The 21,906-nt window shown below is 74.1% G+C and carries 13 protein-coding genes; 6 read left to right on the top strand and 7 right to left on the bottom strand.

Annotated features, from left to right (window positions below):
- Positions 1 to 97: 97 nt before the first annotated feature.
- Positions 98 to 1,132 (top strand): M23 family metallopeptidase, encoded by a 1,035-nt coding sequence (locus J7F03_RS00065; protein ID WP_214946530.1) that lies wholly within the window; start codon positions 98 to 100, stop codon positions 1,130 to 1,132.
- On the opposite strand, the gene J7F03_RS00060 is transcribed toward J7F03_RS00065, so the two are convergent.
- From J7F03_RS00060 to J7F03_RS00045, 4 genes are all read right to left on the bottom strand, one after another.
- The gene (locus tag J7F03_RS00060) at positions 1,083 to 2,420 is read right to left on the bottom strand and encodes a PrsW family intramembrane metalloprotease (protein WP_214946529.1); all 1,338 of its coding nucleotides are present in this window, start codon (positions 2,418 to 2,420) and stop codon (positions 1,083 to 1,085) included. The two genes, J7F03_RS00065 and J7F03_RS00060, sit on opposite strands and share 50 nt — an antisense overlap.
- A gap of 44 nt (positions 2,421 to 2,464) precedes the next feature.
- Positions 2,465 to 3,286, bottom strand: coding sequence for a tRNA (guanosine(46)-N7)-methyltransferase TrmB (gene trmB, locus J7F03_RS00055; RefSeq protein WP_214946528.1), 822 nt, complete (start codon positions 3,284 to 3,286; stop codon positions 2,465 to 2,467).
- A gap of 191 nt (positions 3,287 to 3,477) precedes the next feature.
- Positions 3,478 to 4,677, bottom strand: a complete 1,200-nt coding sequence (lhgO, locus tag J7F03_RS00050) for an L-2-hydroxyglutarate oxidase (protein WP_214946627.1) — start codon at positions 4,675 to 4,677, stop codon at positions 3,478 to 3,480.
- 78 nt (positions 4,678 to 4,755) lie between these two features.
- Complete coding sequence (locus J7F03_RS00045) at positions 4,756 to 6,438, bottom strand: sporulation protein (RefSeq protein WP_214946527.1); 1,683 nt, start codon at positions 6,436 to 6,438, stop codon at positions 4,756 to 4,758.
- 634 nt (positions 6,439 to 7,072) lie between these two features.
- Between J7F03_RS00045 and J7F03_RS00040 the strand changes: the two genes are divergently transcribed.
- The gene (locus J7F03_RS00040) at positions 7,073 to 9,328 is read left to right on the top strand and encodes an asparagine synthase-related protein (protein ID WP_214946526.1); all 2,256 of its coding nucleotides are present in this window, start codon (positions 7,073 to 7,075) and stop codon (positions 9,326 to 9,328) included.
- Positions 9,329 to 9,476: 148 nt separating this feature from the next.
- Entirely contained in the window at positions 9,477 to 12,878 is a 3,402-nt protein-coding gene (locus tag J7F03_RS00035; RefSeq protein ID WP_214946525.1) for a BTAD domain-containing putative transcriptional regulator, read from the top strand.
- A 32-nt stretch (positions 12,879 to 12,910) separates the two neighbouring features.
- Here J7F03_RS00035 and J7F03_RS00030 read toward each other — a convergent pair whose 3' ends face one another.
- Positions 12,911 to 14,839: a sigma-70 family RNA polymerase sigma factor gene (locus J7F03_RS00030; protein WP_214946524.1), complete on the bottom strand. Its 1,929-nt coding sequence runs from the start codon at positions 14,837 to 14,839 to the stop codon at positions 12,911 to 12,913.
- A gap of 295 nt (positions 14,840 to 15,134) precedes the next feature.
- Positions 15,135 to 15,926 carry a TetR/AcrR family transcriptional regulator gene (locus J7F03_RS00025; RefSeq protein ID WP_214946523.1) on the bottom strand — a complete coding sequence of 264 codons (792 nt, stop codon included), beginning with the start codon at positions 15,924 to 15,926 and terminating at the stop codon, positions 15,135 to 15,137.
- Between the two features lie 342 nt (positions 15,927 to 16,268).
- On the opposite strand from J7F03_RS00025, the gene J7F03_RS00020 reads away from it, so the two are divergent.
- Together J7F03_RS00020 and J7F03_RS00015 are read left to right on the top strand one after the other, a co-directional pair.
- Positions 16,269 to 17,663, top strand: a complete 1,395-nt coding sequence (locus J7F03_RS00020; RefSeq protein ID WP_214946522.1) for an NAD(P)/FAD-dependent oxidoreductase — start codon at positions 16,269 to 16,271, stop codon at positions 17,661 to 17,663.
- Positions 17,664 to 17,810: 147 nt separating this feature from the next.
- On the top strand, positions 17,811 to 19,598 hold the full coding sequence (locus J7F03_RS00015; protein WP_214946521.1) for an ATP-binding SpoIIE family protein phosphatase: 1,788 nt from the start codon (positions 17,811 to 17,813) through the stop codon (positions 19,596 to 19,598).
- 83 nt (positions 19,599 to 19,681) lie between these two features.
- On the opposite strand, the gene J7F03_RS00010 is transcribed toward J7F03_RS00015, so the two are convergent.
- The gene (locus tag J7F03_RS00010; protein ID WP_374104244.1) at positions 19,682 to 20,968 is read right to left on the bottom strand and encodes an MFS transporter; all 1,287 of its coding nucleotides are present in this window, start codon (positions 20,966 to 20,968) and stop codon (positions 19,682 to 19,684) included.
- A gap of 111 nt (positions 20,969 to 21,079) precedes the next feature.
- On the opposite strand from J7F03_RS00010, the gene J7F03_RS00005 reads away from it, so the two are divergent.
- Positions 21,080 to 21,616, top strand: a complete 537-nt coding sequence (locus tag J7F03_RS00005) for a MarR family winged helix-turn-helix transcriptional regulator (RefSeq protein ID WP_214946520.1) — start codon at positions 21,080 to 21,082, stop codon at positions 21,614 to 21,616.
- Positions 21,617 to 21,906 lie beyond the last annotated feature (290 nt).

The following is a 21,906-nucleotide window of genomic DNA, read 5'->3' as shown; positions in this document are numbered from 1 at the left end:
CCCTTCTTCTATTACCGTTCGATAACGCAGCGCGGTCGTCCCAGCCGTCGCAAGAGACGGCGCCGTGCGCGTGCGTGTCCATGAGGAGTGTGCCCCGGTGGCCTCCAACTCGCCTGCCCCTGAAGGCATCGAAGTCCAGGAGCCGCCCACCGCCGGCGCCTGGGGCGAGTGGAACCCCACGGAGGACTCGGCGCGACCGCCGCGCGGCAAGCACCGCGTACTCAAGCAGCGCGGGGGACTCGCCCGTTCGTCCACCGTCCTCGGCGTCGGTGTCATCGCGGCGGTCGGCGCGAGCGGCATCGCCACCGCGCAGGACCGGCCCCAGGTCGCCATATCCCTGCCCTCCATGCCCTCACTGCCCGGCGTACTGGGCGGCGAGGACGACGCCGACGACGCCGCCGCCGAGACGCCGCAGGCGGACGCGGACGCCGCCCCGGCCCGGACCGGGATCTTCCCGCGGCAGGCCGACCGCCGCGCCGACGCGGGCGAGCTGCTGCGCAGCCGCATCCTCCAGCAGGCCGAGTCCCAGCAGGAGGCGGCCGCCGCCCAGGAGCAGGCCGAGTCGCAGCGGGTCGCCCAGGAGGCCGCCGCCAAGGAGGCCCGCGAGGCCCAGGAGCGTGCGCGCCAGGCGGCCGAGGCGGCGGCGGCCGAGCAGGCGGCCAAGGAGGAGCGCGAGGCGCAGGAGGCCAGGGCGGCAGCGGAGGCCAAGGCCAGGGAGGCCGCCATCAAGGCGGCCGGCGGCTACGCCCTGCCCACCTCGGCCTACACGCTCACCTCGCACTACGGGGACTCCGGCTCGATGTGGTCCTCCGGCCACCACACCGGCCTCGACTTCGCCGCCCCGACCGGTACCCCCGTCAAGGCCGTCGGCAGCGGCAAGATCACTTCCGCCGGCTGGTCCGGCGCGTACGGCTACCGGATCGTGCTGGAACTGGCCGACGGCACCGAGGTCTGGTACTGCCACCTGTCCTCGATGTCGGTCACCGGCGGCTCGGTCGCCGCGGGCGACACCATCGGCCGGGTCGGCGCCACGGGCAACGTCACCGGCCCCCACCTCCACCTCGAAGTCCGCGAAGGCGGCGCTACGGTGGACCCGCTGACATGGCTGACGGCACGGGGTCTGAACGTCTAGGCGACCGGAGTCCGCGATGGTGCCGCGGAGCCGGTACGCCGGCCGGCGCGGGCCGCTCCATAGGGACCCGGTGCCCCAGCGGGTCGAACCAGGGCGGCAGCAGCTCCTCCAGGACCGCCGCCCGGGACAGGGCCGGTCCCGCCGTGGCGCGGCGCAGCCAGAGCCGGTGCAGCAACTCCCGCTCCCGGCCGGCGAAGTCGGGCTCGCGGGCCGGACCCCCGCTGCGCACCCGGTGGCGCAGCAGGGCGAGGGCCGCCGCGTCGGCCTCGTACCGGGCCACCGCGCGCCCGGCCGGGCGGCCGCCCGTGCTCCGGGCCAGCTCGCGGGCCAGTGACCGCGCCGGCATCGACACCAGCGCGGGGACCTCGGCAGGGCCCAGCCAGCCGGCGGCCGCGTACACCGCGAGCTCCCCGGCGACGGCCCGCAGGCGCCGGCGCCGTATCCACACGGCCAGCCACGCCAGCAGCCCGAACAGGGGGACCATCACGCACCCGTAGACCGTGTAGAAGCCGGACTCCCCGAGGTCCGACGAGCTGTTCCACAGTGCGTGCAGCCCCATCGCCGAGGCGAGTCCGAGCAGCGGCAGCCCGGCCCGGCGCACGCGGTGGACGCAGAGCGCGGCCGCGCCGAAACCCAGGCCGGTGAACACCGTGAACAGCGGATGCGCGAACGGCGACATGATGCCGCGGACGAAGAAGGTCGCCGCCGTGACGGAGTTCAGCACGGCGGTGCCGTTCTCCGCGTCCTCGTCGAAGGCGTTGCCGAGGTAGAGGATGTTCTCGGTGAAGGCGAAGCCCGTTGCGGTGAAGCCGGCCACCACGAAACCGTCGGCGGGGCCGGTGAACTGGCGTCTTCGGAACAGGAACACCAGCAGCAGGGCGGCCGCCTTGGCGCTCTCCTCGACCACCGGCGCGATGGCCACCGAGCCGAGCTGGTCGGCGTCGGAGGGATCGGCCGTGGCCGCGGCTATCCACTCGGTGGCGAAACTGTTGGCCAGTATGGCGATCAGCGCCGCCGCACACGCTCCCCAGCCGAAGCAGAAGAGCAGTTGCCTCCACGGATGCGGCGCGGCCCGGCCCACCCACCGGAACGCCGCCATGAGCGGCGCCACCGGCAGCAGGGCCAGGCCGAGGCCGACGAAGAACCCGGGGGTGCCGGTCTGCTCCCGCACGAGTTCCAGGATCGAGATCCCGGAGGCGGCGAGCAGCACGACGAGCACGTACGTGGGCACGTGGGCCGCGCGGGCCACATGGGCCGCGCGGGACAGCCGGGTTGTCGCTCGGAGCACGCCATGACTCTACCGAGCGACACCGACACGAGGAGTGACGTAGCTCAGATCCCCGGGTTGTCGATGCGGCGGAAGAGCACGTCGTGTACGACGTGCCCCTTGTCGAGCCCCTGCCCCTCGAAACGGGTGAGGGGGCGGAAGTCGGGACGGGGCGCGTAGCCGCCGTCGGCCCGCGTGTTCTCGAACTCCGGCTGCGCGGTCAGCACTTCGAGCATCTGCTCGGCGTACGGCTCCCAGTCGGTCGCGCAGTGCAGGATCGCCCCGGGCGCCATGCGGGTGGCGGCCAGCGCGAGGAACTCGGGCTGGATCAGGCGCCGCTTGTGGTGGCGGGCCTTGGGCCAGGGGTCGGGGAAGTACACGCGGATCCCGGCGAGGGAATCGGGCGGCAGCATCTCCCGGAGCAGGATGATGGCATCGCCGTTCGCGACGCGCACGTTGCCGAGCCCCTCGCGCTCGGCGAGGGCGAGGAGGTTGCCCTGGCCCGGGGTGTGCACGTCGGCGGCGAGGATTCCCGTCCCCGGGTCGGCGGCCGCCATCTGCGCGGTGGCCTCACCCATGCCGAAGCCGATCTCCAGCACGACGGGAAGCCCGTCGAACATCTGCTTCAGATCGATGACGTCATGCCCGTCGATGTCGAGCCCCCAGGTTCCCCAGAGCCGCTTCAGGGCTTCGCCCTGCCCGGTGGTGACCCGGCTGCGCCGGGGCTGGAAGCTCCGGATCCGCCGCTCGTGATGCGACCCGGCCGGATCGGGCGCGGGCCCGTCGGGAAACCGCGGCTCGGTCCGCCACTTCGGGGGCGTGTAGGTACCGGTCGCCTCCGGCGCGGGCGGGGAGGCGGGATTCTGGGGGTTAAGTGGCTCAGACACAATCCCCGGATTCTACGCGCGGCCGCCGCCCCGACCCTCCAGCCCGCAGCCCGGCCTTCGAGGACCACCTCCAGCCCGCCCGGCCTTCGAGGACCGGGTCCGGGCAGAGCCCGGGGAACGGCGGAAGGGCGGGTAGGGGACTCGCCCCGCAGGGCCCGCCACCCGCGGCCGCGACTCGGGAGCCCCGGGGACTACGCCGCGCGGAGCGCGGTGAGCGCGCGGCCCGCGATCTCCCGCCCGATCGGCAGTGAAGCGGTGGCCGCCGGCGACGGAGCGTTCAGCACGTGCACCGTCCGCGGACCCTCCCGGATCAGGAAGTCGTCCACCAGCGTCCCGTCCCGCAGTACGGCCTGCGCCCGAACCCCGGCCGCGGCGGGCACCAGGTCCCCGGCCGTCACCGCCGGCAGCAGCCTCCGTACCGCCTCGACGAACGCCGCCTTCGACAGCGACCGCCGCACCTCGCCCGCCCCGTACCGCCAGTGCCGCGCGGCCATCCGCCAGGATCCCGGCCAGGCCAGCTCGTCCGCGAGGTCCCACGGCCGCACCACGCCCCACCCGTACCCCTCGCGCGCCAGCGCCGGCACCGCGTTCGGCCCGACGTGGACCCCGCCCCCGATGCCACGCGTCAGGTGCACGCCGAGGAAGGGGAAGGCGGGGTCCGGCACCGGATAGACCAGCCCGCGCACCAGCTCGGGCCGCGCCAGGTCGTAGTACTCGCCCCGGAACGGCAGGATCCGCATGCCCGGGTCGTCCCCGGCCAGCCGCGCGATCCGGTCGCACTGCAGGCCCGCGCAGTTCACCAGGACCCGGGAGCGCACCACCAGGCCGGTGCTCGTCCGCACCGCCACCCCGGAGGCGCGCCGCGCGATCAGATCGACCGTCCCGCCGTAGACGATCTCCGCCCCCGAGGACTCCGCCAGCTGCTCCGCGACCCGCCCGTAGTCCACGATTCCGGTGGTCCCGACGTGGATCGCGGCGAGCCCGCGCACCTGGGGCTCGTACTCCGCGATCTGTGTCGGCCCCAGCTCCCGCACCGGGATGCCGTTCTCCCGGCCGCGCTGTACGAGCGCGTGCAGGCGCGGCAGCTCGTCCCGCTCGGTGGCGACGATGAGCTTGCCCGTCACCTCGTGCGGGATGTCGTGCTCCGCGCAGAACTTGACCATCTCGGCCGCCCCGCGCACCGCGAAGCGCGCCTTGAGCGATCCCGGCTTGTAGTAGATGCCGCTGTGGATCACGCCGCTGTTGCGGCCCGTCTGGTGCCGCGCCGGGCCGGCCTCCTTCTCCAGGACGACCACACGGGTCCCCGGAGCGAGCCCGGCGAGGGCATGCGCCGTCGACAGCCCGACGATTCCGCCGCCGATCACCAGCACATCGCAGTCCACCCTGCCCATGCTGCCCACGCCGCCCACACTGACACCTCCCACCCCTGCATAGTGCACCCCGCCACTGACAACGGGGCGACGCGGGGCCTATGCCGGGGTAACCAGCAGAGGCCTGGCCCGCTCGCGCAGTTCGGCGACGCGCGGTTCGTCCCCGTACGGTTCCAGCCGGTGCAGGAGGTCCCGTACGTATTCGGTCGTGCGTGCGGACGAGATCCGCCCCGCGACCTCCACCGCCCGGGTACCCGCCGCGCACGCCGCGTCGAGGTTCCCGGACTCCAGCTCGGCCACCGCGCTCACCACGAGCCGCAGCCCGTGTGATCGTACGTACTCCTCCGTCGGCCGGGACAGCGCCTGTTCGGTGAAACGCCTTACCTGGCGCGGGAGTTTGAGATCGCGATAACACTCCGCCGCGTCCGCCGCGAAGCGGTCGTACGAGTAGAAGCCGAGCCAGGTCGGATCGGCGTCACCGTCCCGGGCTCGCTCCAGCCAGCTCTCGGCGGCCTTCAGCGCGGCCCCGGCGGCCGCGGAATCGCCGGCCTTCGCGTGCGCCCGGGCCTCTACGAGCCGGAAGAAGCTCATCGTGCGGGCCGTGGCCAGGCCCCGGTTGCGCTCGACGGCGGCCTGCGCGAGGTCCACGCCCTCGTCCGGGAAGTCCCGGTAGGTGGCCTGCAGCGACATCGACGCCAGCACGTACCCGCCGAGCGGTACGTCGGCTGCCGCGCGGGCCAGGCGCAGTGCCTGGATGTAGTAGCGCTGGGCCGCTTCCTGCTGCCCGGTGTCGAAGGCCATCCAGCCGGCCAGCCGGGTCAGTTCGGCGGTCGCGCCGAAGAGCGCGCGGCCCACCTCGTCGGTGTAGGAGCCGAGCAGCAGCGGCGTCGCGTCCACCCGCAGGCATTCGGGGACCATCGACGAACGCCAGTCGCCGCCCCCGTACTTGGAGTCCCAGCGGCGGGCGTCCTCGGCGGCCTCGCGCAGCTTGGTCACATCGCTGTGGCCCACGCGCTGCGGCCCGGCCTCGGGCGCGGAAGGGGCGGGCGTTTCGCCTGGAGGCTGGGCGGGCACACCCCCGACGAGGGCGCCGGGAGGCGCCGGAAGGCCTTGCGGCGGGGCCGCGCCCGGCACCGGTTCGCGCGATGCCACGGTCGGGCGGGACGACGCCGTGCGGTGCTGGCCCTGCCCGCTGCTCTTCGCTGGCCCCTGACCCTGACCCTGACCCTGACCCTGACCCTGACCCTGACCCTGACCCTGCCTCTGTCCCGACCCAGCTCCCTGTCCCGATCCAGCTCCCTGCCCCGGCTCGCGCGCCACCGAACTGTCGGCGGGAGATATCAGCCAGCGTGAGGCCGGCGTCGCATATGCCGCCACCGAGAAGGAACCGGCGAGCGACTGCCAGATCCCGCCACCACCACGCCGCCCGGCGAGGTCGAGGCGGTAGAGGTCGGTGGCCGAGCGCACGGCGGCGCCCACGTCGCGCGGGAAGGCCAGCCCCACCTCGGGCGCCGGGTCCGCGTCGGCGAGCCCGATCTCGTGCAGCGGCACGGGCCGGCCGAGCTTCGCGCCGATGGCCGCCGCGATCAGATGCGGGGCGGCGCCCTGCGGCACCATCCCCTTCGAGACCCACCGGGCCACGGACGTCTTGTCGTACCGAAGTGTCAGGCCGCGCTGCGCGCCGAGGTCGTTGACCCGGCGGGCGAGCCCGGCGTTGCTGATGCCCGCGAGGGCGAGGACGGCGCCGAGCTTCTCATTGGGCTCGCGGAGCTCCCTGGACATGCGCCACCCCTCGTCACACGCGGAACGCATACGCCGCCGGGGCATAGGCGCCCGGCATTTCGTAAACCCAGCGTAGTTCCCCGCCTCCCAAGCGTTAAGGCCCCTTGTTCCGTATGGCGGGATTGTTGTCCGTATGCACAGTCGGGCGGGGGTCCGCGCCCGGGGCGCACGTCTCAGCGCGTGCTCCGCCCGTGTGGCCGTGCGCCCGGCCGTGCGCTCTGGCCGCTCCGCGGGCCCGGCGATTCGATGTGCGGTGCGTGGGTCGGCCCGCCGCGTGGATCCGGCGGGCCGGGGGACGCCGCTGCCTCAATCCCCGCGGGTGGCGGAACGGTCCGGGGGGCGGATGCCGCCTCCCGGGCCGCGCTTCGCCGTGCCGCGCCGGATGGGACCGGCGGGTCCGCAGTACGGCCGAAGAATGGCCGAAAGCGACCTATGGGACGGTGGGAACGGAACGCCAAATACCGCATGGACGGGGCGTGTTCGTTTGCATGTGCGCCCCCCTTAACCACTCTCGCACGCCTGTCTCGTGGCAGCATGGTCCCCGAGCCACCCGGGGTCCTGCCGACCGCGCCCAGAGAGCCGACCGCGCCGTTCGTACCCCGGTCAGGTGCCCACGGGCTGGGGAGGCGGCGCGGTGCGCTGGTTGGTGGGTTGGAGCAGTATCGCCGCGAGCTTCGGCACGGCCGGACGGGTCGCGGGCCCCGGCTCCGCCCACAGCGCCGCGCAAGGCTCCGGCCAGGGCGGATACGGCTCCGGACGCGCCTCGGCCCACACCGCCGGCTACGGCTCCGGCCCCGACGGGTGGGCCGACGGCCCCGTCCGCGGCGGCCTCGCCGACGCCGACCATCCCGACGCCCCGGCCGCGGCCGACGCCGACCGCACCGTCGTCCCCGTGGGCGCCCAACTGCTCTGGGGGGACCCCGACCCCCTCTGGGCCGTCGGCGACTGGCGCCCGGACGAGATCCGCACCCTCACCGCCGACCCCGCCGACCCGTTCACCCGGCTCGTCGTCCTCGGCTGCTGCGGCGCCACCGACGAGGAACTGCGCCACGCCCTGTACGCCGCCCGCGGCGGCGCCCTGCGCCATCTCACCCAGTGGCCCGGCAGCTACACCGCCGTCGTCCAGGCCGGCCGCCGCATCACCGTCGTCGGCGACCTCGCCGGAGCCCGGCCCGTCTTCTACACCCCCTGGGCGAGCGGAACCGCGTACGCCACCGCCGCCCTCCCGCTCGCCGACCTGATCGAGGCGCAGCTCGACGTGGGCCATCTCGCCGCCCTGCTGGCCTGCCCGGACAGCCCGGAGGCGCTGGGCGACGGCACACCGTACGTCGGCGTACGCCGCATCCCGCCCGGCCACGCGCTGATCCTGCGCGAGGGCTCGCGGGAGATCACCGGGTACGAGTCGGTGGCCTCCCTCGCGGTGGCCGCCCCCGAGGCCGACCCCGAGCGCGCGGTGGAGGGCGTACGGGAAGCGTTGGTCGACGCGGTGCGCGCCCGGCTCACGGCTCCCCGCCATGCCCCCGAGGCAATGCCCTACGACCCCGGGCCCGTCCCCGGAATGGGCCCCGCCGACCGGCGCGCGGCCCGCGGCGCCCCCGCGCCCGTCCCCGGAGTGGGCGCCGACCTCTCCGGCGGCAGCGCCTCCGCGACCCTCGCCCTGCTGGCGGCCGGCCTCCCCGGAGCACCCGGAACCATCCTCGGCCGCACCGGGGAACGCCTCCTCGCGGTCACCTTCAACGACCTCGCCACCCCGCAGGGCCGCGAGGCCGAACTGGAACGCGCCCACGCCATCGCCGCCAACCCCCGCCTCCACCACGTGGTCGTGGCCGCCGCCGAGGAAGCGCTCCCCTACGCGGACCTCGACGGACCCCTCACCGACGAACCGGGCCCCTCCCTCGTCTTCGCCGCGCGCGAGCGGCGCCGCCTCGCCGCCGGCTCGGCCGACCACTTCACCGGCCACGGAGCCCGCCAGGTCCTCGACGCCCACCCCGCCCGGCTCGCGGACCTCCTCCTGGACCGCCGCCGACGCCATCTGCTGCGCCCCGCCCTGGCCCTGGCCCGCACGTCCCCCGGCGACTCCCTCCTCGTCCCCCTCACCGTCTACTCGGCCGCGCGCCGCCTGGCCCGTACGCCGTACCGCGCGGGCATGGAAGCGGCCGCGGCCCGGCTGCGCGAGGGCGCCGCCGCCGGGGGCCCCTCCTCCCCGGTGGACGCGTCGCTCGCGGCCCTGACCTGGTCCCGCCCGGGCCCGGCGGCGGCCTGGCTGACGGGTGAGGCACTGGCCGAGGTATCGATCCGCCTCACCGCCGCCGCGGGCCGCCCTCCGCTCTCCCTGCGTCCGGGGGAGGCCCGGGCCCGCGCCGTCCTGGCCCGCCACGCGGCCGACCACCGGGTCTTCGAACAGGCCGTGGAGGTCCGCAGCCAGCGCCTGCACGCCCCCTTCCTGGACAACCAGGTCGTACGGGCCGCCCGCGCCCTCCCCGAATCCCTGCGCGTCCAGCCCGGCGCGCGGGCGGCGATCCTGCGCACCGTCCTGTCCTCGGCCGGCGTCCGTGAACTCCCCCCGGGCTGGGGCGCCACGACCCACGCCCCGAACGAATCCGCGACCCGCCTGGGCCTGCGCACCGCCCTCCCCGACCTCCTGGCCCTCTTCGCCGCCCCCCTCCTGGCGGACGCGGGCCTGATCGAGGCCCGGGTCGTCCGCCAGGCCCTCCTGGACGCCGCGGACGGCCACCCGGTCCCGCTCGACGGACTGGCCGAACTCGTCTCGATGGAACTGTGGCTGGGCCGCCTCCTGGCCCGCCGGGGCACCTGCTGGACAGGCACCTCCACCCCCCGCCGCCGCGCAGTCCCCACAGGCGTCCCCCTCCGCCCCAAAGCCCTCTCATGACACACACGCTCCGGCCCTGACGCAGCCAGTCCCGGCCCCGCCGGCGTTCGAGGCGCCGGGGCCCCCGGGGTGGGAGCCCAGGGCCCGGCCGGAGCCGAACACACCCGACCCCCGTCCGCCCCCGGCAAAGGACCGGCAGTATGGCCCCGTGCGCTACCTGATCCTCGGCATCACCGGGGCCCGCGACGAGACCGACAAGACGAACAAGGCCGCCGCGACCGCCGTGATCGCCGCGAGCGGCGCGACCACCACCCCCCGCCCCCTCGGCGGCCCCCGCCTCCGCGCACTCCTCACCGCGCTCGCCCTGCGCGCGGACACCCGCACGCCCGTCCCCGTCGCGGACCTCATCGACGAGGTCTGGGGCGACGACCCGCCCCAGGACGCCCCCGCCGCCCTCCAGGCCCTGGTCGCCCGGCTGCGCCGCGCCCTCGGCGCACGGGACACCGTCCTGGCCTACCCCGCCGGCGGCTACCGCCTCGCCGTCGACGGCCCGGACGACGTGGACTTCCACCGCTTCACCCGGCTGGCCCGCCAAGGCACCCACGAGCTGGCCTCCGGCCGGTACCCGGCCGCCGCCGTGACCCTCCGCTCCGCCCTCGGCCTCTGGCGCGGCTCCGCCTTCGCCGATCTCCCGGAGCCCGCCCGCACCGCCCACGCGGCCGCCGCCGAGGCGCACCGCACGGCCGCGCTCCGCGACCGGGTCGAGGCCGACCTCCGCTCCGGCGCCACCGACCCGGCGACGCTCCTCCCGGAGATCGAGGCACTGATCCACGAGCACCCGTACGACGAACCCCTCCGCGCCCAGCAGCTCCGCGCCCTGCGCGCGGCCGGCCGCCCCGCCGAGGCCCTCGCCGCGTACGAGCGCACCCGCCGCACCCTCGCCGAAGCCCTCGGTACGGACCCCGGCCCCGAACTCGCCGCCCTGCACGCGGAACTCCTCCAGCCGGCCCCGCCCCGGACCCCGCCCCCACCCCCAGCACCCCCGCAGGGCAACCTCCGCCCCCGCCTCACCTCCTTCGTCGGGCGCGAACCCGAACTCGCCTCCCTCCGCGCCGACCTGCCCCGCCTGCGCCTGATCACGCTCACCGGCCCCGGCGGATCCGGCAAGACCCGCCTCGCCGAGCACGCCGCCGCCGACCACGCCACCGCAACGGCAGCCGCAGCCGCAACCACCACCGACCACCACCCCGAACCGGCCTGGCTCGTCGAACTGGCCCGCCTGGACCACCCCGCCGCCGTCCCCGGGGCCGTCCTCAGCGCCCTCGGCCTGCGCGAGAGCTCCCTCGTGGCCCGTGAGAAGACCCCGGCCGACGACCCCACCACCCTCCTCGTCGAGCACTGCGCGAACCGCCGCCTGCTCCTCGTCCTCGACAATTGCGAACACGTCATCGGCGCCGCCGCCGACCTCGCCGAACGCCTCCTCACGCACTGCCCCGGCGTACGGATCCTCGCCACCAGCCGTGAGCCCCTCGGCGTCCCCGGCGAAACGATCCGCCCCGTCGAACCGCTCCCGCCCGCCCCCGCGCACCGGCTCTTCGCCGACCGGGCCGCCTCCGCCCGCCCCGGCTTCACCCCCGACGAGGACCCGGCGGCCGTAGCCGAGATCTGCGCCCGCCTCGACGGCCTGCCGCTCGCCATCGAGCTGGCCGCCGCCCGGCTGCGTCTGCTGGCACCGCGGCAGATCGCCAACCGCCTCGACGACCGTTTCAGCCTCCTGACCAGCGGTTCCCGGACGGTCCTCCCGCGCCAGCAGACCCTGCGCGCCGTCGTCGACTGGTCCTGGGACCTCCTCTCCGAGCCCGAACGCACCGTCCTGCGCCGCCTGTCCGTCTTCGCCGGAGGCTGCGACCTGGCGGCGGCCGAAGCCGTCTGCGCCCCGAGCGCCGACGCCGACGCCGACGCGGACGCCGACTCCGACTCCGAAGACGACGGCACCGGCACCGGAGCCGGCGCCGAAGCCGACGCCCTTGACGTCGCCCACCTCCTCGGCTCCCTGGTCGACAAGTCCCTCGTCCTCGCCGAGCCCGCCGGCCCCGCCGGCATGCGCTACCGCATGCTCGAAACCATCCACGAGTACGCCACCGAACGCGCCGCGGCCGCCCCCACCGCCCCCACCGCCCCCAACCCCCGCACCTCCACCGCCCGCCGCCACGCCACCCACTTCACGGCACTCGCGGAGGAAGCCGAACCCCGGCTCCGCTCCGCCGACCAGCTCCCCTGGATCCGCCGGATCGAGACCGAGCTCGACAACCTCCGCGCCGGCCTCCACACCGCCGTCACCCACCACGACAGCGATACCGCCCAACGCCTCGTCTTCGCCCTGGGCTGGTTCTGGTGGCTGCGCAACTACCGCGACGAGGGCGCCGAATGGACCGCCCGCGTCCTGGCCGTCACCCCGCCCGACCCGCCCGAGGGCTCCCCGTCGTACTGGAGCCTCATGCGCCTGGAGGTCCTCCACGTCTTCCTGCTCGCCGAAAGCCGCGAGATCGAGGAGTTCCACTCCCCCCGGTACGCCGCCCTCTCGGCCCGCATCATCGAGGCCTTCGGCCGCGGCGGCCCCGAGGCGGCCCGCTTCCCCGGCATGCTCTGGCCCATGGCCTCGTACCTCACCGGTGACGCCCGCGACTTCCACGCCCACCTCGACACCAGCGTCGAGAACTGCCGCCGCCACGGGGGCGACTGGGAGCTCGGCATCACCCTCATGCTCCGCACCCACGTCGCCATCGACCTCACCGGCGGCCTGCCCACCGTCGACGCGGACATCGCCGAACTGCACGAGATCGCCCACCGGGTCGGCGACCGCTGGACCCGCTCCCAGGTCGCGAGCGCGGCCGGCGAACTGGCCCTCTCCCACGGCCGGTACGACACCGCCCGCACCGAGTACGAGGAGTGCCTGCGCCTCGTCCGTGAGGTCGGCGCGCACATCGAGGCGCCCTTCGCGCTCGTCCGGATCGCCGAAGCGGCCTTCTGCACGGGGGACTTCGACGGCGCCGCGCAGTCGCTGGGCCAGGCGGACCGGGAAGCCGAGCAGTACGGCGGGGTGTACGACGTACGCGCTTACAGCCGCCTGATCGCCTCGCTGCTCGCGCTCTTCCGGGGAGACCTCGACCGGGCCCGCGCCGAGTGCGATCTGGCCCGCGCCGAGGCTGGGAAGGTCACCGGGCCGCCGCAGCTCACCGCCGGACTCGACAACATCGATGCCGTACTCGCCGCCCGTGAGCACGGTCCGGAGGCCGGCCTGGCCCGGATCGTCCCCGCTCTGGCCGCCGCCGTCGCCGGGCACTGCGCGGAACGGGTCCTCGCCGCGCTCGCCGAAACCGCCGCCGACCAACTGGCCGCCACCGGCCGCCCCGCCGAGGCCGTACGGGTCTTCGCGGCCGCCACCGCCTGGCGCGCGGGCCACCCGCGCTCGGTCCCGGAGGCGGCGGCCCTCGCCGATCTCCCGGACCGCACCCGCGCCGCGCTCGGCCCGGAGCGGTACGCCCGGGAGCAGGCGGCCGGCGCCGCCCTCACCCCGCCCGAGGTGACGGCGCTCCTCACCGAAGCCTGACCGGGGTCACCGGTACAGGAGCCTGACCGCCGTCAGCGGCAGCTGATGACGGAGTCTGCCCAGGTCGCCAGGGTCGGCAGGCGGCCGCCCCCGGCCCGCTCCACGACCAGGCGCAGCGTCTTGTGCCCGGTCAGGGAGACGGACACGCCCACCGCGGGGTCCTCGTAGCCGAGCGCCCGGGACTGCCACAGGCGCTGCCCGTCCGCGTACACGGAGAAGCGGACCTCGCCGTCCGTGAGCAGCGACAGGCCGTCCACACCGGCCCGCGCGGAGAAGCTCGCGCACTGGCGGTTGAGGGCGATCTCCACGGAAGAGCGGGAGTTGACGGTGATCCCGTGGTCGAAGCGATGCCCGCCGATCTGCGGTCCCCAGCGCTGCCACACCCAGCTGCTGCGCCAGGTCTGGAGCTCGGGGCCGCTGCGGTCCCCGTACACGGAGTGGTCCAGCCCGGAGAGCCGGAACCCCTGCGGAGCCTGCGGCGGCGGAGGGGGCGCCGGCTTCGCGCTCGCGCTGCGGCTCGGACTGGGCGAGGGCCGCTCCCGGCTCGGCGAGGGCTTCGGCGCGGCCGGCGCCTTGACCGCCGGCGGTGGCGTCGTCGCCCGCGACGGCGGTACGGGGCCTCGCGCCGGCGGCGGCTGCGCCCCCGCCGGGCTGGGCTCCTGCGCGGCGGGGGCGGAACTCCCCGGCACCGGCAGCGCGGGCGCCGCCACGCTCGGCGCGGGCGTCGCCCGGGCCTGCGGCTCGGTGTCGTCACCGGCCAGCGCGAACACCACCCCGGCGGCCGCGGCGACCACCACCCCGGCGGCGATGGCCGCCTTCGCGGGCAGGCCCAGCCCCTCCGAAGCCACGGCTCCGCCGATCCCGCCGGACCCGGCCCCGCCGGCCGCGGCACCACTCGCCGCACCACCCGCGGCCCCGGCTCCGGCACCGGCGGTCGACCCGCCCGCGGCGGCCGCGGCGGCCCCCGCACCGCCCGCGGCGACGGCCCCGCCCGCCACCACTCCGGCGGCCTTGGCCGCGTACCCGGCGGCGAACCACCAGATGACCGCGACCGGCAGCAGCGCGGGAATGCCCGCGTTGACGTCTTTGAGCTCCCCGGCGGCGAGCCGGCACTGGGCGCACTCCTCCAGGTGCTTGCGCAGCCCCCGCTCGGCCCGCATGCGCAACCCGCCGCGGGCGTAAGCGCCCAGCCGGTCGGCGTACCGGGCGCAGTCTCCGCCCGAGCTCAGCGCGGTGCTCACATGGGCCTGCAGGTAAGCCTGCTTGAGCCCTTCGCGGGCCCGGCTGGCCAGTACGGCGGTGGCGTTGGCGCTCAGCCCGAAGAGCGGCGCGATCGAGCTCGGCGAGGCCTCCTCGACGGTGGTGTGCCACAGCACGGCCTGCCACCGCTCGGGCAGGCTCCGGAAGGCCTGCATGGCGAGGGACTGCTCGGCCTCGCACATCGCCCGCACGTCGGCGCCCAGTTCCAGGGTGTCGTCCCCGGTCAGCGCGACCGGGCCGTCACCGGATCCGGCGGCCTGCTCCGCGAACAGCGCGAAGTCCTCGACCAGATGCTCCCGCTTCGCCGTTTTCGCCCAGGCCGCGGCGACCCGGCGCACGGTGGTCAGCAGGTAGGCGCGTACTGACTGGTCCGGACCCGCCCCGCCCCGTACGGCCTGGAGGGTGCGCGCGAACACCTCGGCCGTCAGGTCGTCGGCGGTGTGTCCGTCGCGGCAGCAGGTGCGGGCGTAGCGGCGTACGGCATCGGCGTGCCGGCGGAACAGCTCCTCGTACGCGCCGTCGTCGCCGCCGCGCATCCGGGCGATCAAGTCCCCGTCGGACGGCGGCAGCTCACCGCCCGGCCCGGCGGCGTGGCGCCCGCCCGGTTCGCGCTGCGCCGGGACCTGCCGGGCGGGCAGGCTGCCCGCCTCGACGTCGCCACCGGCGCCACCGCGTGGCTCTTCCCGCCCGTCAACGCTCATCGCGGAAGCCCCCGCACGACACACTCAACCGGTACACCGATCCAGCGTGTCACATGGGGGACGCGCGCCGGCCCCGTCTCCACGCCAACCACTCATCCGGGCAAGCTCCGGCGAATCGCCGTACGCCACCTCACCCGTTCGAGCGGTCGGTCGTTCGATGGATGCGGTTGACGGCACCACCACGGCGGGGCCCGTCATCCGCGCCGGTCCCTCCTGGGCCCTGTCGTCAGCACCTGATGCCGTGCCCGGCGAGGTTCACCGGGTCACGCCCCGGCAAACCTCTCCGGCCACAGCACTAGACGGTCCGGGACCGCAGCCCCTCGAGCAGGATGTCGAGCAGCCGGGCCGAGGCCGCCGCCTGCTGCGCCGCGTCCGGCAGCGCGGGCGCCGCCGTGGCTATCACCAGCAGCACATCGGCCACCGTGACGTCGGCGCGCAGCTCACCGGCCTCCCTGGCACGGTCCACCAGACGGCCGACGACCTCCAGCAGCGCACCCGAGCCCGCGTCGTCCGAGGGCTCGTCCTCCAGGCCGGTACGCGAAGCACCCACGACCCGCAGGTCGGGCGGTCCGCTGGCCACGACGGCCTGACGCTGGTGCGGGACGCGAGCGCCCTCGTCCTGAGCCCCGTCCTCGTCCGGCCCGCCGACCCGCAGCACCTGCGGCGGCAGCAGCCGCCCGGCGCCGGAGGCCACGGAAGTGCGCAGGAAGCGCGACAGCGCCTGCCACGGCTCCTCCTCCTGGCCGAGCGCGGTACGGGCCTGCTCGGTCAGCCGTGAGGTCTCCTCCTCGGCTATGCGGCGGACCAGGACGTCCTTGCTCGGGAACCGCCGGTACACGGTGCCGACGCCGACCCGCGCGCGCCGCGCCACGTCCTCCATCGGAGCCCCGTAGCCCAGCTCGCCGAAGACCTCGCGGGCCGCGCGCAGTACGTGTTCGAGATTGCGCTGCGCGTCGACGCGCAGCGGAGTGGAGCGGCCCACGCCGTGCGTGGTGGCGCCGCCCGCCATCAGTCGGCCATTGCTTTCCGCCGAGGCCGTAGCCGTCGACAGTGCGGTGGCAGAAGCATGGAAATCGGAAATGTGCATGTGTATCCCCCGGTAATCATTTGTCTCCCCCCGGAGACACTCCCCGCCTTCGCGTCGAGGGGGGCCACGGTCATGAGGGCCCTGGTCCTACTCCTCGACGAGATACGAACATAGTTGAGCCAGAGTCAATTCAGAAGAGGCAGCCCCGGACGGACCGCCCCCCGATCGGAGCATTCACCCCCACTTTTCCGTTCCAAGCCCCCGGAATCACTCCTTCCGCACTGCCTGACCTGCGCACCTTCACCTCCATCCGCCTCCCACGGCAGCCCCGTCCCGGGCTTCCCTCCGGTCACACAATTTGTCGGGCCTGTGGACAAACTCCCGGCCACGTTGCGTCATGGGATGGTGAAGGCTGCTAACTCCCGGGGCACGGCCCCCGGTACCCCGCCCCGTACGCGGATCCTCATCGTCGGCGGCGGCTACGTAGGCATGTACACGGCACTCCGGCTCCAGCGAAAGCTGAGAACCGGCGAGGCCGAGGTCACGGTGGTCACTCCCGAGCCCTACATGACCTATCAGCCCTTCCTCCCCGAAGCGGCCGCCGGCTCCATCTCACCGCGCCACGTCGTGGTCCCGCTGCGCCGCGTCCTGTCCAAATGCCGCATCGTCATCGGCGAGGCCCAGCGCATCGACCACGCCGCCCGGACCGCGACCGTCACCACCCTCGCCACCGACGAGGAGGGCGGCGGACCCGTTCAGATCGAGTACGACGAACTCGTTCTCGCCCCCGGCTCCGTCTCCCGCACCCTCCCCGTTCCGGGACTCGCCGAATACGCCATCGGATTCAAGACCGTGGAAGAGGCCATCGGCCTGCGCAACCACGTCATCGAACAGATGGACATCGCCTCCTCCACCCGCGACCCCGCTATCCGCGACGCCGCCCTCACCTTCGTCTTCGTCGGCGGCGGCTACGCGGGAGTCGAGGCCCTCGGCGAGCTCGAGGACATGGCGCGCTACGCGGCCCGCTACTACCACAACGTCAAACCCGAGGACATGAAATGGGTGCTGGTCGAGGCCAGCGACCGGATCCTCCCCGAGGTCGGCCCCGAAATGGGCACCTACACGATCCGCGAACTGCGCCGCCGCGGCATCGACCTGCGCCTGGAGACCCGCCTCGAATCCTGCGAGAACCGCGTCGCCGTCCTCAGCGACGGCGCCCGCTTCCCCACCCGCACCGTCGTGTGGACCGCCGGCGTCAAACCGCACCCGATCCTCGCCGCCAGCGACCTGCCCAAGACCGACCGCGGCCGCATCGCCTGCACCTCCTTCCTGACCGTCGAAGGCGTGGAACACGCCTGGGCGGCCGGCGACGCCGCCTCCGTCCCCGACATCACGGCGCCGGAGAAGGGCACCGCCTGCGCGCCCAACGCCCAGCACGCCGTCCGCCAGGCCAAGGTCCTCGCCGACAACCTCGTCTCGTCCCTGCGCGGCGGACTCCTGACCGAGTACGCCCACAAGTACGCCGGATCCGTGGCCTCGCTCGGCCTGCACAAGGGCGTCGCCCACGTCTACGGCCGCAAGCTCAAGGGCTACCCGGCCTGGCTGATGCACCGCGTCTACCACCTCAGCCGCGTCCCCACCCTCAACCGCAAGACGCGGGTACTCGCGGAGTGGACCCTCTCCGGACTCTTCAAGCGTGAGATCGTCTCCCTGGGATCCCTCGAACACCCCAGAGCAGAATTCGAACTCGCAGCAGGCGGAGGCCCCAAGGACCCTCCGAAGAAGAGCGAAGGCTGACGTTGTCAGTGCCGTCCGCCACACTGGACGTGTGACCATAGGTGGGCTCACACCTGCACAGAGTGACATCAGCGTGACATCCGAGTGCCACCCGAGTGCCACCGAGTGACACAGCGACCACGAGCGACACCACGAGGCTTGAAAGCAGTGAACTTCACGCGCTGGAGCGCCCGGTTTCCCGGAACGCAGCGCCGCGCCGCCGCCCGGTCCGAACACGCCGCCGCCCAGGCCAAACGGGGCGAGGGCTCGGTCCCGGCCGCCCGCGGCGCCGCCGGCCAGTCCGCGACCGCGCCCGACGGCGGGCCCGCCGACCCCACGGTCCGCGGCACCGGCTCGGCCACCGCCGCCGCGCCCGCCACCGCCGGCACGGGAAGCTCCGCCGCGCCCGTGCCCTCCCCGGACGAGCTCTCCGTACGGGACGTCCTCGGCCGCCTCCCGGCCCTCGTCGCCCTCGTGCACGGCCCCGAGCACCGCGTCGCCTACGTCAACGACGCCTACACCGCCGGCTTCGGCGCCCGCACCCCCGGCGCCCCCGCGCACCTCGCCCTCCCCGAGCTCGGCGAGCTCGGCCTGCTCCCGCTCCTCGACCAGGTCCAGCGCAGCGGGAAGCCCCGTACCGCCAAGAACCGCACCGCCCCCGGCGGCGCCAGCTCGTACACCGTCACCTGCACCCCCATCGACTTCCCCAAGGCCGCAGCCGAGGACGAGGCGGACAGCCCCGAGCACGCCGGGATCCTGATCCACCTCGCCGACGTCACCGACCACGCCGAGGCCGCCGAGCGCCTGCGGGCCAGCGAGCGCCTCCAGCGCGAGGCCGCCGTCACCCTCCAGCGCTCCCTCCTCCCGCAGGAGCTGGAACAGCCCGACGACCTGCGCGTCGCGGCGACCTACCAGCCCGGCGGCACCGAGGCGGCCGTCGGCGGCGACTGGTACGACGTCATCACCCTCGGCGCCGGCCGCACGGCCCTCGTCATCGGCGACGTCATGGGCCGCGGGGTCCGCGCCGCCGCCGTCATGGGCCAGCTCCGCACCGCCGTCCGCGCCTACGCCCGCCTCGACCTCCCGCCCCACGAGGTACTGCAACTCCTCGACGGACTCGCGGCCGAGATCGACGCCAGCCAGATCGCCACCTGCGTCTACGCCGTCCACGACCCCAACGAGGGCCTCCTCGCCTACGCCTCCGCCGGCCACCTCCCGATCCTCGTCCGCGACGAGGACGGCACCGTCCGCCGCGCCGCCGACCCCACCGGCCCGCCGCTCGGCACCGGAGGCTGGCTCCACACCTCCGGCACCATCGCGCTCGGCCCCGGCTCCACCGCCGTCCTCTACACCGACGGCCTGGTCGAGCGCCGCGGTGAGGACATCGACGAAGGCGTCGCCGCCCTCGAGCGCGCCCTCTCCGGCGCCCAGGGCACGCCCGCCGTCATCTGCGACCGCCTGATGCGCGCCCTCGGAGTCGACGCCGACCACGACGACGACGTCGCCGTGATGGTCCTCCAGCAGCCCGCCCGCACCGGAGCCGACGCCGAGCTCTTCCACAACGCGGCCCTGGAACTCCTCGGTGGCATCGAGGCCGCCCCGCGCGCCCGCGCCTTCGCCCAGGGCGTCCTCGCCTCCTGGCGCTTCCCGGTCGAACTGTGCGACCTCGGCGTCCTGGCCGCCAGCGAGCTCGTGGCGAACTCCCTCCAGCACGGCACCCCGCCCATGCGCCTGCGCCTGCGCCGGACGGACCGCCGGCTGATCATCGAAGTCACCGACGGGGACGACCACCTCCCGCGCCGTCGCCGCGCCGAACCGGCCGACGAGACCGGCCGCGGCATCTCCATCGTCGCCACCATCGCCTCGTCCTGGGGCACCCGCCGCACCCCGGGCGGCGGCAAGGCCGTCTGGTGCGAGTTCGCCCTCCCCGACAAGGACAAGGACAAGGACAAGTAGCGTCCGGACATGGCGAAGGCCCCGATCCACCGGACCGGGGCCTTCGCCATGTGCGCGGTACGTACGTACCCGCCCGCCACCGCCTACGCGGGTACGGGCTCGGCGGCTTTGACCGGCTCCGCCGCACCGGCGCTCCGGGCCGGCGACGGGTTGTCCTGCACCGGAGTCAGCTGCTTGCCGAGGCGCAGGGCCAGCCCGGCGATGCCGAGCGAGACCAGGACGAAGATCCCGATGTAGAGCATCGGCACGCCCGCACCCAGCGGCACACCGAGCGGCCCGAGCGCCAGCGCCATCTGCTTGACCAGGGCGAAGGCCGAGTTGTACTGGCCCACGGAGCCCTCCGGAGCGAGATCGGCCACCAGCGGGGCCAGAGTCGGCGACAGCATGGCCTCGCCGATGCCGAAGAGCGCGTAGGCGGTCACGAACGCGGCGGCGGCCATGACGGCGCTGCCGTGTCCCAGACCGGAGAAGCCGGCGATGATCCACGCGCCGGTCCAGATCAGGCCGACGAGCGCGATCACCCGGTGCCGGCGACGGTTCTCCACCAGCCGCAGCACGACGAACTGCGCGAGGACGATCGCACCGGTGTTGGCGGCCAGCGCGAACCCGAGCGTGGAGGGGGTGATCCCGGCGGCCTCGGTACCGAAAGCGGCGAGACCCGACTCGAACTGTCCGTAGCAGGCGAAGAAGAGGACGAAGCCGAGCACACAGAACTGCACCATGGCCTTGTGCTCCAGAAGCCGCTTCCAGCCGCCGCCCGCCTGGGCGGCGTCCTTGGCCAGGGCATTGCTGATGGCCGGCACCTGCGGCATCCGCACGGTGGCGATGACCCCGGCCAGGACCAGGAACATCACGGCCTCGATGCCGAAGAGCAGGGTGAAGCTGGCGGGACGGCTCTCGTCGACGATCAGACCGCCGATGAGCCCGCCGATGCCCAGGCCCAGGTTCTGCATGAAGAACTGGAGGGCGAAGGCACGCGTCCGGGTGGACGCAGTGGAGCACCGCACGATCATCGTGGCCAGCGCGGGCTGCATGACGGCCTGGCCGGCACCCAGCGCGAGCGCGGAGAGCAGGATCCCGGCCACGCCTGTGGAGAGCCCGAGCGACAGCGCACCGACCGAGGCGAGGACGGCCGCGCCGATGACGACGGGGACCGGACCGCGCCGGTCGATCACCCGCCCGGTGAAGGGCAGCGCGAGAAGCGCGCCGAGGGCGAACGCCATGAACGTGCCGGTCGCCCACATGGGGTCCAGCTCTCGCACCTTCGCCGCGTAGACATAGAGGAACGGAACCGTGTAGCCGATGCCGAACGCGGTCAACGCGTTCCCGGCCTGGATCCGCCGCATCGCAGCGCCCATCACCTTGGTCACTTCTCACCACCTTGATTGCTGAAGCTTGAAGACTTCATCCCTAAAGTTCGATCCTTAACTCTACACATCGAAGGAGTTAGATGCCAACGGGCTCGTGCGATACTTCGGACCATGGGTGACACCCCCGACGGCACTGCGCCCGTCCACGAACCGAGCCTCGACGAACAGATCGCCGTCTATCAGCGCGAGTTCCAGGACCTCGACCCCCAGGTCGAGAAGGTCGTATCGGCCCTGAGCCGCCTGAACCGCCGCATGAACGTGGCGTACGGGCGCCAGACCGCGGCCCTGGGCATCAGCAACGCGGAGTGGGAGGTCCTCAAGGCCCTCGTCCTCTCCGGAGCCCCGTACCGGATGGGCCCGAGCGAGCTCGCGAAGCAGCTGGGCCTCACGCCGGCGGCGATGACCCACCGGATCGACCGCATGACGGCGGAGGGGCTGGTCACGCGCGAGCGGGACGAGAACAACCGCGTCCGCGTGATCGTGGAGCTCACCGCGGAGGGCCGCAGCAAGTGGCTGGACGCGATGCGCGCGGCCACGGTCTTCGAGGAGGACCTCCTCCAGGACCTCTCCACCGCCGAACGCGGGGTCCTGGGCGACATGCTCGCCCGTCTCCTGAGCCGCGTAGAGGACCTCCAGTCCCCCAGCTGACCCCGACCAGAGTCTGGGGTTGACACCGGCCTCGCGGATCCGTAAGGTTCTTCGAGTTGTCCCTGAGCTGAAAGGTTTCGGAGACAGCGAATCCCGCCGCCTCGTTGCGGCACCCAACTCAGCACGATCTCCCACCGGGAACATATTCGGCATGCCCGAATTCATTTCCGAAGGCCGATTATGAATCGACCGGGAAATCCACTAGAGTTCAGGGAGTCGGAAGGGCCCAACAGCCCGGAAGGCAAAACCCGCTGACTGGGAGTCAGGCCCGAAAGAGTCTGATAGAGTCG

It is taken from the genome of Streptomyces sp. ISL-43, assembly GCF_018614195.1.
GTDB lineage: Bacteria > Actinomycetota > Actinomycetes > Streptomycetales > Streptomycetaceae > Streptomyces.
The sequence above is the reverse complement of the archived record's forward strand: the minus strand, read 5'-3'. Positions and strand labels throughout refer to the sequence as shown.

Excerpts from the sequence above, each read along its gene's own strand:
- J7F03_RS00045 (WP_214946527.1), bottom strand. The coding sequence starts at position 6,438 with ATGTCCAGGGAGCTCCGCGAGCCCAATGAGAAGCTCGGCGCCGTCCTC.
- J7F03_RS00005 (WP_214946520.1), top strand. The coding sequence starts at position 21,080 with ATGGGTGACACCCCCGACGGCACTGCGCCCGTCCACGAACCGAGCCTC.
- J7F03_RS00025 (WP_214946523.1), bottom strand. The coding sequence starts at position 15,926 with ATGCACATTTCCGATTTCCATGCTTCTGCCACCGCACTGTCGACGGCT.
- J7F03_RS00020 (WP_214946522.1), top strand. The coding sequence starts at position 16,269 with ATGGTGAAGGCTGCTAACTCCCGGGGCACGGCCCCCGGTACCCCGCCC.
- J7F03_RS00030 (WP_214946524.1), bottom strand. The coding sequence starts at position 14,839 with ATGAGCGTTGACGGGCGGGAAGAGCCACGCGGTGGCGCCGGTGGCGAC.
- lhgO (WP_214946627.1), bottom strand. The coding sequence starts at position 4,677 with ATGGGCAGGGTGGACTGCGATGTGCTGGTGATCGGCGGCGGAATCGTC.